The 14,053-nt window shown below is 68.0% G+C and carries 11 protein-coding genes; 6 read left to right on the top strand and 5 right to left on the bottom strand.

What is annotated here, in order from left to right:
* Positions 1 to 44: 44 nt before the first annotated feature.
* From G578_RS26100 to G578_RS0112450, 3 genes are all read left to right on the top strand, one after another.
* Complete coding sequence (locus tag G578_RS26100) at positions 45 to 2,243, top strand: VTT domain-containing protein (protein WP_051244710.1); 2,199 nt, start codon at positions 45 to 47, stop codon at positions 2,241 to 2,243.
* A gap of 6 nt (positions 2,244 to 2,249) precedes the next feature.
* Positions 2,250 to 2,969, top strand: a complete 720-nt coding sequence (locus G578_RS26095) for an endonuclease/exonuclease/phosphatase family protein (RefSeq protein ID WP_051244708.1) — start codon at positions 2,250 to 2,252, stop codon at positions 2,967 to 2,969.
* Positions 2,970 to 3,057: 88 nt separating this feature from the next.
* Positions 3,058 to 4,551: a M81 family metallopeptidase gene (locus G578_RS0112450; protein WP_028794518.1), complete on the top strand. Its 1,494-nt coding sequence runs from the start codon at positions 3,058 to 3,060 to the stop codon at positions 4,549 to 4,551.
* Between the two features lie 48 nt (positions 4,552 to 4,599).
* Here G578_RS0112450 and paaI read toward each other — a convergent pair whose 3' ends face one another.
* The 5 genes from paaI to G578_RS0112425 all read right to left on the bottom strand — a co-directional run bounded on the left by paaI (position 4,600) and on the right by G578_RS0112425 (position 10,766).
* Positions 4,600 to 5,043, bottom strand: a complete 444-nt coding sequence (gene paaI / locus G578_RS0112445) for a hydroxyphenylacetyl-CoA thioesterase PaaI (RefSeq protein ID WP_028794517.1) — start codon at positions 5,041 to 5,043, stop codon at positions 4,600 to 4,602.
* Positions 5,040 to 5,840, bottom strand: coding sequence for a 2-(1,2-epoxy-1,2-dihydrophenyl)acetyl-CoA isomerase PaaG (gene paaG, locus G578_RS0112440; RefSeq protein WP_028794516.1), 801 nt, complete (start codon positions 5,838 to 5,840; stop codon positions 5,040 to 5,042). Before paaG ends, paaI begins: the two co-directional genes overlap by 4 nt.
* A gap of 191 nt (positions 5,841 to 6,031) precedes the next feature.
* Entirely contained in the window at positions 6,032 to 7,198 is a 1,167-nt protein-coding gene (locus G578_RS0112435) for an osmoprotectant NAGGN system M42 family peptidase (protein WP_245565600.1), read from the bottom strand.
* Complete coding sequence (gene ngg / locus G578_RS26090) at positions 7,185 to 8,972, bottom strand: N-acetylglutaminylglutamine synthetase (protein ID WP_051244706.1); 1,788 nt, start codon at positions 8,970 to 8,972, stop codon at positions 7,185 to 7,187. Before ngg ends, G578_RS0112435 begins: the two co-directional genes overlap by 14 nt.
* 18 nt (positions 8,973 to 8,990) lie before the next feature.
* A complete protein-coding gene (locus tag G578_RS0112425; protein ID WP_028794514.1) occupies positions 8,991 to 10,766 on the bottom strand; it encodes an N-acetylglutaminylglutamine amidotransferase in 1,776 nt (591 codons plus the stop codon).
* 187 nt (positions 10,767 to 10,953) lie between these two features.
* Between G578_RS0112425 and G578_RS0112420 the strand changes: the two genes are divergently transcribed.
* Genes G578_RS0112420 through G578_RS0112410 form a run of 3 tightly spaced genes read left to right on the top strand, consistent with a single transcriptional unit; the run spans position 10,954 to position 14,050 of the window.
* Positions 10,954 to 12,252: an ABC transporter substrate-binding protein gene (locus tag G578_RS0112420; RefSeq protein WP_051244704.1), complete on the top strand. Its 1,299-nt coding sequence runs from the start codon at positions 10,954 to 10,956 to the stop codon at positions 12,250 to 12,252.
* 29 nt (positions 12,253 to 12,281) lie between these two features.
* Positions 12,282 to 13,211, top strand: coding sequence for a carbohydrate ABC transporter permease (locus tag G578_RS0112415; RefSeq protein ID WP_028794512.1), 930 nt, complete (start codon positions 12,282 to 12,284; stop codon positions 13,209 to 13,211).
* On the top strand, positions 13,211 to 14,050 hold the full coding sequence (locus G578_RS0112410) for a carbohydrate ABC transporter permease (RefSeq protein WP_028794511.1): 840 nt from the start codon (positions 13,211 to 13,213) through the stop codon (positions 14,048 to 14,050). Before G578_RS0112415 ends, G578_RS0112410 begins: the two co-directional genes overlap by 1 nt.
* Positions 14,051 to 14,053 lie beyond the last annotated feature (3 nt).

Here is a 14,053-nt window from a genome sequence, read left to right as displayed (position 1 = left end):
GGCTGGTGCCCGACCCGCACTCCTAGGCTATACTCACGGTAAGCATGCAAAACTCGAGTGACGTTCCGTCCCTGATCGACGCGGTCATGGCCCAAGGCGAGACCTGTTCAACCATCGCCCGCGCCGATCGGGCGGCGCTGATGGTCGACGGCCAGGAGTATTTCGCCGCCCTGCGCAGCGCCATGCTGCAGGCGAGGCGGACCATCGTGATGGTCGGCTGGGATCTCGACAGCCAGATGGATCTGGCGCCGCATCTGCATGACGGCTCGGGCATCGACGGCGACGGAGTGCCGACCCGGTTGAAGCCGCTGCTCGAATTCCTGATCGAGCGTAGCCCCGAGCTCGAGGTCTGGCTGCTGCTCTGGGACTTCACGCCGCTGTTCGTGCGCGACCGCGAGCCGCTGCCGACAGTCAACCTGATGCTGACCACCTCGGCGCGCATCCATGTGCACCTGGACGACGCCCTGCCCTTCGGCGCCTGCCACCACCAGAAGCTGGTGGTGATCGACGATGCCCTCGGCTTCTGTGGTGGGCTGGACGTGACCCGTGAGCGCTGGGACACCAGCGACCATATCCCGGACGACCCTCGACGGGTGTCGCCGAAGGGCGGTCTGTACACCCCGTTCCACGACACCCATATGGCCGTCACCGGCCCGGCGGCCCGCGCGCTGGGCGATCTGACCGCGCGCCGCTGGCGGGCGGTGGATCCGGACGGCATCCCGCGCCTGGAGGCCCCGGAGCCGATCTGGCCGGAGGGGCTGGAACCCCACTTCACCGATATCGACGTGGCGCTGTCCCTGACCGAGCCGTCCCTGAACAACGGCCCGGCCCTGCGCCAGATCGAAACGCTCTACAGCCGCGCGATCCTACAGGCCGAGCACCTGGTCTTCATCGAGAACCAGTTCCTGACCGCCCCCGTGGTCGCCGAGGCGCTGACCCGCCGCCTGCAGGAGCGCCCGGAGCTGGAGGCCGTCATCATCGCGCCGGCCGTGCAGAACACCTGGCTGGAGACCAAGTCCATGGGCGGCGGCAGGCGTCTGTTCCGCGCTCAGCTCGAGGAGGCCGGCGTGCTCGACCGCGTCACCCTGGTCGCCCCGGTCACCCGGTCGGCCGAGGGCGCCACCGCCTCGGTCATGGTGCATTCGAAACTGATGATCGTCGACGACCGGTTCCTCACCGTCGGCTCGGCCAACCTGAACCGCCGCTCCATGCGCTTCGACACCGAGGCCAACCTGCATCTGGTCGGCGATACCGAGGAGCGCCGCGCGGTCATCGCCGGGCTGCGCCACCGGCTGCTGGGCGAGCATCTCGGCATCGAGCCGGAAACCCTGGCCGGGAAAGCCGCCGGCTACGCAAGCCTCGGCGCCCTGCTGCGCGAGCAGGCGGATCGCTACCGCGCGGGCAGCGGCAAGGACCGCTGCCTGCTGCCGATCAAGGAGCCGACGGCGTTCGAACTGGACCCGGCGACCTCGGTGCTGCTGGACCTTGCCGATCCGGACCGCCAGCTCAAGTCGGACGTGCTCGGCTTCCTCAACGTGGACGCGGCCCCGGCTTTCCGGCCGCGGCTGCAGAAGCTGGTGCTCGGCGGCACGATCCTCTGCCTGATCGTCCTGGCCGCCGTCTGGACCATGACTCCGCTGGCCGATTTCGCCAATGTCGATCGCCTCGGTCCGCTGTTCGAGCAGCTCACCGGCAGCATCTGGACGCCGCTGCTGGTGGCCGCGGTCTATGCCGTCGCCAGCCTGACCATGTTCCCGATCACCGTACTGCTCGTGCTGACCGCGATCACCTTCGAGCCGGTGGTTGCCATGCTCTACGCCGTGTTCGGTACCACACTGGGCGCGATCCTGACCTACGGACTCGGCCGCTGGGGCGGGCGCCGCCTGGTCCACCGGCTGATGGGGCATCGGCTCAAGGCGCTGTCCGGCCGGGTCGGTCGCCAGGGCATCGTCGCCGTGCTGGCCCTGCGCATGACCCCAATCGCGCCGTTCACCCTGATCAACGTGCTGGCCGGCGCCACCCATATCCGGCCCTGGGATTTCGTCATCGGCACCGCGCTCGGCCTGTTGCCCAGCGTGGTCGCGCTGACCGCCGTGGGCGAGAGCCTGTGGCAGCTCATCGCCGAGCCGACCCTGGCGAAGGTCGGCATCCTGGTCGGCGTCGTGCTCGGCTGGCTTGCCCTCAGCATCGCCCTGCAGCGCCTGGTCAACAGTTTCGACACCGACGAGCCAGACGACGATTAGCCTGCCATGCCCATCACCGTCGCGACCTACAACATCCACGACGCGGTCGGCACGGACGGGGTCCGGAATGTCGAGCGGATCGCCCGCGCCATCGATGAGACCGGCGCCGGGATCGTCGCCCTGCAGGAGGTCTCCGGCCCGGGCGATGCCGGAACGAACCGTGCCGACGATTTCGTCGCCCTGGCCCGCGCCTTCGGCGGCCATGCCGTGGAAGGGCCGGCGCTGCAGGACGGCGACCGGCGCTACGGCAATCTCCTGCTGTCGCGCTGGCCGGTATCCGACTGGCTTGTGGCCGACCTCGCCCATCCCGAGCGCGAGCCGCGCAATGCGATCATGGCGACGGTCGCCACGCCGGACGGTCCGCTGCGGGTGGTGGCCAGCCATTTCGGCCTGTTCCACCGCGAGCGCCGGGCCCAGGCCGAGCTGATCGGCGAGCTGACCGCCCAGGAGGGAGAGATGCCGACGGTCATCCTCGGCGATTTCAATGACTGGCTGCCGTTCTCGCCGGTGGTGCGGCTGCTGAGCCGGTCGCTCGGTCGGCATATCGGCGCGGTCCGGCGGATCCCGACCTTCCCCAGCCGCCTGCCGCTGCTGGCGCTCGACCGCATTCTGGTGAACGACCGGATGCGGCTGCGCAGCGTGCGGGTCCCCGCCACCCCGCTGGCCCGCACCGCCTCCGATCACCGGCCGCTGGTGGCGGAGGTGGAGATCGCCCCAGGCACCTGACGCGCACACCTCGACAAGCAGCGCGCGAGACCACAAGATCCAGGGGTTGTCCGAGCGCCCCTCTCTCCAACCTAACCGGAGCCTTCCCATGCGCCTGCTCGTTGCCATGATGAAGCACGAGACCAACACCTTCTCCCCCGTGGTCACCGATCTGGACCGGTTCATGGCCTGGGGCGGGTATTTAGGCGAGGAAGCGTACAAGGCCTATAAGGGCACCGGGATGCCGTTCGGCGCCTATCTCGATATCGCCGAGGCCGCCGGCCACGAGGTCGTCACCCCGGTCGCCGCCGAGGCCATGCCGTCCGGCCCGGTCAAGGCCGAGGCCTACGAGTTCCTGACGTCCAAGATCCTCGACGCGGTGCGCGAGGGTGTGGACGCCTGCCTGCTCGACCTGCACGGCGCCATGGTGGCGGAGACCACCGACGACGGCGAAGGCACGCTGCTGGAGAACATCCGCAAGATCGCCCCGGGCATCCCGATCGCGGTGACCTACGACCTGCACACCAACCTGACCCAGAAGATGGTCGACAACTGCACCTGCCTGATCGGCTACAAGACCTATCCGCATATCGACATGGTCGAGGTCGGCAGCCAGATCGCCCATGTGCTGATGCGCACCATCGCCGGTGAGGTAAAGCCGGTCATGGCCTGGGGCCAGCCCGCCCTGCTCGCCCAGACCCTGCGCATGGGTCACGACGACGAGCCGATGAAGACCCTGCTGGCGTTGGCCCGCGAGGCCGAAGAGGACCCCAAGGTGCTGGCAGCCACCGTGTTCGGCGGCTTCCCGCTGGCGGATTTCCAGGACGCCGGATCTTCCATCGTCGTCGTCACCGACAACGACCAGGCGCTCGCCGACAAATGGCGCGACCGGCTGGTGAAGGAGATGTGGCAGCGCCGCGAGGAGTTCGTCTACCGGCACGAGCCGCTGGTGGACGCCGTCGCCCGGGCCAAGGAATTCGATACCCTGAAGACCGAGGGCGGGCCGACCCTGCTGCTCGACCATGCCGACAACACCGGCTCCGGCGGCACCCAGGACGTCATGACCGTGATCGAGGAGGTGCTGAACCAGGGGCTGGAGGATGTGGCCGTGGCCGCGGTCTACGATCCCGACGCGGTGAAGCAGATGCAGAAGGCCGGCATCGGCGCCAAGGTCACCCTCAAGCTCGGCGGCAAGACCGACATGCCGTCGATCGACCTGAAGGGCCGGCCGCTGGAGGTCACCGGGACCGTGAAGACCCTGACCGACGGCCGCTGGACCGTGCGCGGGCCGATGTATACCGGCGTGCAGGTCTCCATGGGCCACAGCGCGGTGCTCGACACCGGCAAGGTGGAGATCGTCGTGACCTCCAACCACCACGAGCCCTGGGACGTGGGCGTGTTCACCTCGGTCGGCATCCAGCCGCAGCACAAGCGCTACCTGCTGCTGAAGTCGCGCATCCACTACCGTGCGGGCTTCGGCGACCTGGGCAAGGCGACGATCACGCTCGACGGCGACGGGGTGACGACGTCGGACAACTCGATCCTGGACTTCAAGAAGGTCCGCCGGCCGATCTACCCGCTGGACCGGGTGAACGAGCCCTGAGACGACGGGCGTAAGTCCCCGAAACGGGATGGATCCCGCCTCAGCCCCCTACTCCCCGAGCAGCGTCCCCTTCACCGTGCGCGAGTGCCCCCGGAACTCCGCGACCACGCGGCCGGTCTGGTCGCGCACCGTGACGTCGTAGATCCCGCCCCGGCCGACCAGGGCGCGCTCCACGGCATGGGCGCTCAGCCGGTCGCCGGCGACCGGCGAGGCCAGATAGGTGATGCTGCACTGCTGCGCCACCGTGCGCTGGTTGCGCGCGTTGCAGGCATAGGCAAAGGCGGAATCCGCCAGGGTGAAGATATATCCGCCATGGGCGGTGCCGTGGCCGTTGGCCATCGCCTCGCTCACCGTCATCGACAGCACCGCCTCGCCCGGCGCCACCCGGTCCAGGGCCATGCCGAGCTCCCGCGACGCCTTGTCCTCGGCCCACAGGGCCGCGGCACAGGCCTCCGCCAGCACCTGGTCCGCCGGGTCGGGTCTCCGGCTCATCCGCGTCGTCCGGTGAAGGCCGGGGTCCGCTTCTCCAGGAAGGCCGACACCCCCTCCGCGTAATCCGCACTGACCCCCGCCTCGCGCTGCAGGTCGCGTTCCAGGTCGAGCTGGGCGTCCAGGCTGTTGCCGCCGGCCGCCTGGATCGCCCGCTTGGTCAGGCCGAGCCCCACCGTCGGCCCGGCGGCGAGCTCGGCGGCCAGGGTGCGCGCCTCGTCCATCAGCAGCCCGTCGGCGACCACGCCCCAGATCAGGCCCCAGTCGGCCGCCGTCTCCGCGGCCAGCGGCGTGCCGGTCAGGGCCAGCCCCTTGGCCCGCGCCTCGCCGACCAGATGCGGCAGGGTCCAAGTCGCCCCGGAATCCGGTACCAGACCGATCCGGCTGAAGGCCTGGATGAACCGGGCGGAACGGGCAGCCAGCACGATGTCGCAGGCAAGCGCCAGACTGGCCCCGGCACCGGCGGCCACGCCGTTGACGGCACAGACCACGGGCTTGTCGAGCGCGCGGAGCAGGCGGATCAGCGGGTTGTAGGTGCGCTCCAGTATGGCGCCGAGATCGGGCGGATCGCCGGCCATCGCCGGGTCGCGGTCGCCCAGGTCCTGCCCGGCGCAGAAGGCGCGGCCGGCGCCGGTCAGCAGCACCGCGCGCATCGCATCGTCCCGACCGGCGGCCTCCAGGGCCGCATAGAGGGCGGTGTGCATCGCCGCGTTGACCGCGTTCAGCTTGTCCGGCCGGTTCAGGGTGATCCGGCACACGCCTTCGACCCGCTCCACGAGCACGGTCCCGCATTCCGTCATCGCCTACCTCCCACGGAGCTTCTTATTTTACGGCGATGATGGGCGCTCGCGGGGCCGACGTGAAGCGAGAAGTTTGGAATCGTTTTAAATTGTTGCCGGGTTCGCACCACCCACCACGCCAACCAACTCCGTCATCCCGAAACGAGTTCGGGACGACGGACATAGGTAAGACGGCGGTTGGCCGAAGGGGCCTATTCCTGGACGTTCGGAAAGCCCTCGATCGGGCCCAGTCCCTGGGTGTCGCGGGCAACCACCGGAGGCGACGCCATGTAGACCGCCACCAGCCGCGCGACGGCGACCAGGCTGTCGATATGCACCCGCTCCCAGCCGTGGCTGCCGTCCAGCCCGAAGGCGATCAGCGCGGTGCGGATGTCGTTGCCGGCCTCGATCGCCGAGGCGGCGTCGCAGCGGTAATGCTTGAAGACGTCGCGGCTGTGCTCGATGCCGTGGCGCTCGGCCAGGCCGATCAGGCCGTGGGACAGGTGATAGTCGAACGGCCCGGTCATGTCGCCCATGGCGATGGTCACGCCGTATTCCGAGGAGTTCTGCCCCGGTGCCACGGTGGCGTTGTCGACCGACAGCAGCTCCGACACGTCGCCATGGAGGATCGACGAGGCGCCCGACCCGGTCTCCTCGGAGATCGTGAACAGGAAATGACAGTCGACCGGCAGCGGTAGCTCCTCGGCCAGCACCGCCTCCAGCGCCGTCAGCATCGAGGCCACGCCGGCCTTGTCGTCCAGGTGGCGGCTGTTGATGAAGCCGGCCGGCGTCACCTCGGGCTGCGGGTCCACCGCCACCATGTCGCCGACATTGAACCGCGCGCCCACCAGATCCCCGTAGGAAGACACCCGCTCGTCCAGCCGGATCTCCAGGTTGTCCCAGTGCGACGGCTGGGTGTCGATCTGCGTGTCGAAGGTGTGGCCGGAGGCCTTGAGCGGCAGGATCGTGCCGCGGCGTGGACCGACATCGGTGAAGACGGTAACGCGCGCGCCCTCGGCGAAGCGCGCCGCCCAGGTGCCGACCGGACGCACCGACAGCCGGCCGTTCTCCTTCAGCTCGGTGACCTGGGCGCCGAGGGTGTCCAGGTGCGAGACCACCGCCCGGTCCGGGCTGTAGACGTCGCCGCGCAGGTTCACCCGGATCGCGCCGCGGCGGGTGATCTCGTAGGCGACCCCCAGCCCCTTCAGGTGGTCGCAGACATAATGGACGATGGTGTCCGTGTAGCCCGTGGGGCTGGGAATTGCCTGAAGCTCCAGCAGCAGCTCGATGATCCGCTCGCCGTCGATCCGCCGCATCACGCGGGAGATCGGGTCGCGGGTGTCGATGGGGCGGAGATGGCCGTGGTCAGCCGGTGGCATTTCTGGGTTCCTTCATCTCAAGAAAACGGTCCGTGGTCTGCGGGAACAGCAGATCGACGAACGCTTCCGCCGTGGGCTGCGGTTCGTGGTTCGCGAGGCCCGGACGCTCGTTTGCTTCAATGATCACATACTCTTCGCCGGCGACGTCGGGCACAAGAAAATCGAACCCGACGACCGGGATGTCGAGAATCCGCGCGCCCTCCTCCGCCACCTCGCGCAGGTGCGGGTTGAGCTGGTCGGTGACGTCGTGGATCGTGCCGCCGGTGTGAAGGTTGGCGGTCTTGCGCACGGCGAGCGACGTGCCCTTGGGCAGGATCACGTCGAAATCGTAGCCGGCGGACTTCACGCAACGCTCGGTCTCGCCGTCCACCGGAATCCTGCTCTCGCCGCCGGTGGCGGAGGCGCGGCGCCGACTCTGCCGGTCGATCAGGCTGCGCACGTCGCTGACCCCGTCGCCGATCACCGTAGCGGGAATGCGCACGGCGGCGGCGATGACCTTGAAGCCGATGACGATGATCCGCAGGTCCGCACCCTCGCAGAACTCCTCCAGCAGCACACGGTCGCAGACGATTTCCGCATCCTCGATGGCGCGGACCATGTCGACCGGGTCGGAGATGTCGACCGAGATGCCGCGGCCCTGCTCGCCGCGCGCCGGCTTGACGACGATGCGGCCGTATTTCTGCAGGAAGGCGCGGGCGTCGCTCTCGTCATCGACCTCGTGCTGGGCCGGCACCCGCAGGCCGTGACGGGCCAGCAGACGGTGGGTCAGCGCCTTGTCGTCGCAGCGGCTCAGCGCCACCGCGCTGGTCAGCTCCGACAGGGATTCCCGGCAGCACACCCGCCGTCCGCCATGGGACAGGGCGAACAGGCCGCCCTCGGCGTCCTCGATCTCCACGGTGACCCCACGGCGCCGCGCCTCGTTGATGAGGATGCGGGCATAGGGGTTCAGCTTCGCCTCCGGCATCGGCGCGCTGTAGAGCTTCTCGTTGATCGGGTTCTTGTATTTCAGGCTGAACAGCGGGATGCGCTGGAACCCGAGCTTCTCGTACAGTTTGATCGCCGGCGCGTTGTCGTGCATCACCGACAGGTCGATATGCGCCAGCCCCCGGGTCTGGAAGGTTTCGATCAGGTGGCGTAACAGCACCTCGCCCACGCCGGGCAGCGGCGCCTGGGGATCGACCGCCAGGCACCACAGACTGGAGCCGCCCTCCGGATCGTCATAGACCCGCTCGTGATCGACGCCGGTGATCGTGCCGACCACCTCCTCGGTGGTCTCGTCGACCGCCACAAGATGGACGATGCGACGCGAGCCGCGGTGCGACAGCAGGAAGTCGCGGCCCACCGGGACCATGCCGACCTTGGCATAGATCCGGTTCACCGCCTCCGCATCGGCGCTGGACCGCAGCCGGCGGACATAGACGCCGACCATCCGGTCGGTGCGCGGCCGGTAATGCTCGAACTCCAGCCGGAAGGTATGCGACGGGTCGAGGAAGAACGCCTCCGGCGCCTGCGCCAGCACCACATGCGGGTTGTTGACGTTGATGGTGATGTCGCGCTCGTCCGGCGCCTCCTGGCGCATCACGGCGGCCAGGTCCTCGGCGGTCTCGAAGGTTTCCGCGAAGATCAGGCGGCCCCAGCCGACATTCACCACGGCGTTCGACTGCCCCCGGTCCTGCGGCGGACCTTCTCCCGGCAGACGGCTCCAGCCCCGGCGCGAGCGGCCGCGCGCCCGGGCGCGGCGCTGCTTGAATTCACGCTGTGCGCGGTCGGTCATCCCGAACCTCCGGGTGTTCTAAAGTCCATTGGTCTGCAGCCAGGCTTCCAGGAGCGTAACCTGCCAGAGCTTGGAGCCGCCGAGCGGGGTGATCTGCTCCTCGGGTTTGTCCAGCAACTGGTCAACGTAGGCCCGGTCGAACAGTTCCCGCTCCCGCGCCTTCTGGCTGTCCATGACGCCGCGGACATAGTCCAGCGTGTCCCCTTGGATATACTTGAGCGCCGGCACCGGGAAGTAGCCCTTCGGCCGGTCGATCACCTCAGAGGGGACGATCTTGCGGGCGGCCTCCTTCAGGATGTGCTTGCCGCCATGGCCGGCCTTCAGCTCCGGCGGGACCTTGGCGGCCAGCTCGACCAGTTCGTGATCGAGGAACGGCACCCGGGCCTCCAGGCTCCAGGCCATGGTCATGTTGTCGACCCGCTTCACCGGGTCGTCCACCAGCATGACCGTTGTATCCAGGCGCAGGGCCTTGTCCACCGCGCTGGAGGCGCCGGGCTTGTCGAACATCTCCTCGATGAACTGCCCGGCATGGTCGCCGTTGCGGTAGCGCGGATGGACGACCGACAGGAACTCCTCATGGGTGCGGTCGCGGAACAGACGGGCATAGTCGGCCGAGCCGGCGCCCTTCTCCATCAGCGGCGGGTACCAGTGATAGCCGCCGAACACCTCGTCGGCGCCCTGGCCGGACTGCACCACCTTCACGTTCTTCGCCACCTCCTGGGACAGCAGGTAGAAGCCGATGCAGTCATGGCTGACCATAGGCTCGGACATGGACGCGATGCAGCCCGGCAGGCTCGGCAGCAGCCGCTCGCGGCTGTTCACCTGGATCTTGTGATGGCGGGTGCCGAACTTCTCCGCGATCACGTCGGAATAGCGGAACTCGTCGCCCTGCTCGTTGCCGACGGTTTCGAAGCCGACGCTGAAGGTGTCCAGGTTGCCGCCGGTCTGCTCGGCCACCAGGGCGGTGATCATCGAACTGTCGACGCCGCCGGACAGCAGCACGCCCACCGGCACGTCGGCGACCAGCCGGCGCTGCACGGCGACCCGCAGGGCGTCCAGCACCCGGTCGCGCCACTCGTCCTCGGAGACCCGCAGATCCTCGTCGGGGGTGCCGTAGACCGGCTCCCAGTAGCGGCGCTGGGTCTGCTTGCCGTCGGCGGTGACCGTCATCGTGGTCGCCGGCGGCAGCTTGCGCACGCCGGACACGATCGTGTAGGGCGCCGGCACCACCGCGTGGAAGTTCATGTAGTGGTTCAGCGCCACCGGATCGATCTCGGTGTCGACGCCGCCGGCCGCCAGCAGCGCCTGCATGTTCGAGGCGAAGCGCAGGCCGCCCCTGATCGGCGCCAGATACAGCGGCTTGATGCCCAACCGGTCGCGCGCCAGGGTCAGGGTCCGGTTGCCGCGATCCCAGATGGCGAAGGCGAACATGCCGTGGAACCGTTCCACGCAGGCCTCGCCCCAGGCGTGGAACGCCTTGAGGATCACCTCGGTGTCGCCGTCGCTGTAGAACTTGTAGCCCTTAGCTTCGAGCTCCGGGCGCAGCTCCTTGTAGTTATAGATCGCCCCGTTGAAGACGATGGTCAGCCCCAGGGACGGGTCGTGCATCGGCTGCTGTGCGCGGTCGGACAGATCGATGATCGACAGCCGCCGATGCGCCAGTCCGATATCGCTTTGAACATACGTGCCCTGAGCGTCGGGTCCCCGCGCCGCCATGGCATCGGCCATGGAGGTCAGGCCATCGAACGTAACAAAGCCTCCGTCGAACTTTAGCTCGCCGGCTAATCCGCACATAAGCGCCTCTCAAATTGTCGCGTTTCGGACAAGGTGACGTTTGTGAACTATATTTCAAGGGTAGAGTCTTTGGGTAGACGTCCGCCGGAACGTTCCTATATCGAAGAGAACCGATAAAATTTTTGCGCGAAACCGACGGCTCCCTGCGGCGCCGATCTGCGGAGCGCTAATCATTTGGGGAAGGCACATGGTCCGCACGACGATCGCACGAACCCTCGCGACTCTGGCGCTGGGCGCCGGGTCCCTGATGGGTGTCCAACTCGCCGCGACGCAGAGCGCATCCGCCCAGGCCTTGTCGATCTCCTGCGGCGCGGTCGGCGTCGAGCTGGAGCTCTGCAAGGCCGGCGTCGAAGCCTGGTCGAAGGACAAGGATGTGGAGGTGGAGATCGTCTCCACCCCGAACTCCTCCACCGAACGTCTGGCGCTGTATCAGCAGATCCTGGCCGCCCAGGGCGACGATATCGACATCCTGCAGATCGACGTGGTTTGGCCCGGCGTGCTCGCCCCGCACCTGGTCGACATGCGGGCGCACAACGCCGATGCCGGCACGGGACATTTCGAGGCGCTGATCGACAACAACACCGTGGACGGCAAGCTGCTCGCCCTGCCCTGGTGGACCGATGCCGGCGTGCTCTACTACCGCGCCGACCTGCTGGAGAAATACGGCTTCGAGCCGCCGACCACCTGGGCGCAGATGACCGAGGCGGCCAAGACGATCATGGAGAAGGAGCGCGCCGCCGGCGATGACGACCTCTGGGGCTATGTCTGGCAGGGCAAGTCCTACGAGGGCCTGACCTGCGACGCGCTGGAATGGGTCGACAGCTATGGCGGCGGCGCCATCGTCAATGCCGAGGGCGAGGTCACGATCAACAATCCCAAGGCCGTGGAAGCGCTCGAAATGGCCGCCTCCTGGGTCGGCGACATCACCCCCCAGGGCGTGCTGAACTATGACGAGGAGGCCTCGCGCGGTGTGTTCCAGTCGGGCAACGCGGTGTTCATGCGCAACTGGCCCTATGCCTGGGCGCTGGCCCAGGGCGACGACAGCCCGATCAAGGGCAAGGTCGGCGTGGTCGCCCTTCCCAAGGGCGGCGAGGACGGCGGCCATACCGGCACCCTCGGCGGCTGGAACCTGGCGGTCTCCAAATACTCCAAGAACCCGGAGCTGGCGGTCGATCTCGCCCTGTTCCTGACCAGTCAGGCGCAGCAGAAGCAGCGCGCCATCTCGTCGTCCTACAACCCGACCTACCCGGAGCTGTACGCGGACGCGGCGGTGCTCGAGGCCAACCCGTTCTTCGGCACCCTGGAGGAGACCTTCACCAACGCGGTCGCCCGACCCTCGGCCGTCGTCGGCGACAAGTACAACCGGGTCTCCTCCCAGTTCTGGTCGGCCGTGCACGGCGTGCTCGCCGGCCAGCAGGAGGCCGGACCGGCGCTGGCCGGGCTTGAGAGCAGCCTGACCCGTCTCGGCCGGCGCGGCCGCTGGTAACGGCGGCCCGCGGCGGCCCCGGCGGATCGATGGCAGAAGGACAGGCCTCCTCCCACCGGAAGCGACGGGTACGCACCGCCTGGCTGTTCCTGGCGCCGATGCTGGTGGGGCTGACGGTGGTGGCGATCTGGCCGCTGGCGCGCACCGTCTTCTACGCCTTCACCGACGCCTCGCTCTCCGCCCCCGGCGACTACGCCTTCCTCGGCTTCGAAAATTTCGCGGTCGAGGAGGACGGGTACTGGTACGGGCTGATCACCGACCCGCTGTGGTGGAACGCGGTCTGGAACACCCTGGTCTTCGCGGCGGGATCGGTCGCCATCGAGGTGGCGCTGGGGGTGATCCTGGCCCTGGTGATGAACGCCGAGTTCCCCGGCCGCGCCCTGTTCCGCGCCGCCGTGCTGATCCCCTGGGCGATCCCGACCGTCGTCTCCGCCAAGATGTGGGCCTGGATGCTGCACGACCAGTTCGGCGTGGTGAACCACACGCTGATGACGCTGGGCCTGATCTCCACCCCGATCGCCTGGCTGGCCGATCCGGACCTGACCATGCTGTCGGTCATCCTGGTGGACGCCTGGAAGACCACCCCCTTCGTGGCCCTGCTGGTGCTGGCCGCCCTGCAGATGCTGCCCAAGGACTGCTACGAGGCCGCCCGGGTCGACGGGGTGCATCCGATCAAAGTGTTCTTCGGCATCACCCTGCCGCTGATCCGGCCGGCGCTGACGGTGGCGGTGATCTTCCGCCTGCTCGACGCGTTGCGGGTATTCGATGTCGTCTACATCATGACCGGCAACGCTGAATCCACCATGACCATGTCGGTCTATGCCCGCCAGCAGCTCGTGGATTTCCAGGACGTGGGCTACGGCTCCGCCGCCTCCACCCTGCTGTTCATGGTGATCGCCTTCATGACCGCGCTGTACCTGACGGCGATGCGGGCCGACGTGATGAAGGAGGGCCGCTGATGGCCGCCCGCCACACATCGCCCGCCGCGAAGATCGGCTTCTGGCTGTTGGTCGCCGTCCTGCTGGTGATCCTGCTGTTCCCGTTCTACTACGCGGTCATCACCTCGTTCAAATCCGGCTCGGCGATCTTCGAGGTCGACTACCTGCCGGCCGCGCTGTCGGCCGCCAACTACACCTCCATCTTCGCCGAGCAGCCGTTCGGCCGGAACATCCTGAACTCGCTCGTCGTGTCGGTGTCGGTGGTGGGCATCTCGCTGTTCCTGGGGCTGACCGCCGCGCTGGCGCTCGGCCGGTTCCGCTTCAAAGGCCGGCGGATGATGCTGCTCGCGGTGCTCAGCGTGTCCATGTTCCCGCAGGTCGCCGTGCTGTCGGGCATGTTCGAGCTGATCCGGGTGCTCGGCCTGTTCAACAATCCCGGCGGGCTGATCCTGTCCTACCTGATCTTCACCCTGCCCTTCACCGTCTGGGTGCTGACCAGCTTCATCCGCGACCTGCCGGCCGAGGTCGAGGAAGCGGCGATCATGGACGGGGCCAAGCCCTGGACCCTGCTGACCCGGATCTTCCTGCCGATGATGTGGCCGGCCATGGTCACCACCGGCCTGCTCGCCTTCATCGTCGCCTGGAACGAGTTCCTGTTCGCCCTCACCTTCACGCTGAGCAACGACCAGCGCACCGTGCCGGTCGCCATCGCGCTGATCACGGGGGGCAGCGAGTTCGAGGTGCCCTGGGGCCGGATCATGGCCGCCTCGGTCATCGTCACCGTGCCGCTGATCGCGCTGGTGCTGATCTTCCAGCGCCGGATCGTCTCCGGCCTGACCGCCGGCGCTGTGAAAGGATAACGC

This window comes from Thalassobaculum salexigens DSM 19539 (assembly GCF_000423805.1).
GTDB lineage: Bacteria > Pseudomonadota > Alphaproteobacteria > Thalassobaculales > Thalassobaculaceae > Thalassobaculum > Thalassobaculum litoreum.
Note: the sequence above shows the minus strand (reverse complement) of the source record. Positions and strands in the feature narration are given on the sequence as shown.

Coding starts and splice junctions, on each gene's coding strand:
- G578_RS26100 (WP_051244710.1), top strand. CDS start 45: ATGCAAAACTCGAGTGACGTTCCGTCCCTGATCGACGCGGTCATGGCC.
- G578_RS26095 (WP_051244708.1), top strand. CDS start 2,250: ATGCCCATCACCGTCGCGACCTACAACATCCACGACGCGGTCGGCACG.
- G578_RS0112450 (WP_028794518.1), top strand. CDS start 3,058: ATGCGCCTGCTCGTTGCCATGATGAAGCACGAGACCAACACCTTCTCC.
- paaI (WP_028794517.1), bottom strand. CDS start 5,043: ATGAGCCGGAGACCCGACCCGGCGGACCAGGTGCTGGCGGAGGCCTGT.
- paaG (WP_028794516.1), bottom strand. CDS start 5,840: ATGACGGAATGCGGGACCGTGCTCGTGGAGCGGGTCGAAGGCGTGTGC.
- G578_RS0112435 (WP_245565600.1), bottom strand. CDS start 7,198: ATGCCACCGGCTGACCACGGCCATCTCCGCCCCATCGACACCCGCGAC.
- ngg (WP_051244706.1), bottom strand. CDS start 8,972: ATGACCGACCGCGCACAGCGTGAATTCAAGCAGCGCCGCGCCCGGGCG.
- G578_RS0112425 (WP_028794514.1), bottom strand. CDS start 10,766: ATGTGCGGATTAGCCGGCGAGCTAAAGTTCGACGGAGGCTTTGTTACG.
- G578_RS0112420 (WP_051244704.1), top strand. CDS start 10,954: ATGGTCCGCACGACGATCGCACGAACCCTCGCGACTCTGGCGCTGGGC.
- G578_RS0112415 (WP_028794512.1), top strand. CDS start 12,282: ATGGCAGAAGGACAGGCCTCCTCCCACCGGAAGCGACGGGTACGCACC.
- G578_RS0112410 (WP_028794511.1), top strand. CDS start 13,211: ATGGCCGCCCGCCACACATCGCCCGCCGCGAAGATCGGCTTCTGGCTG.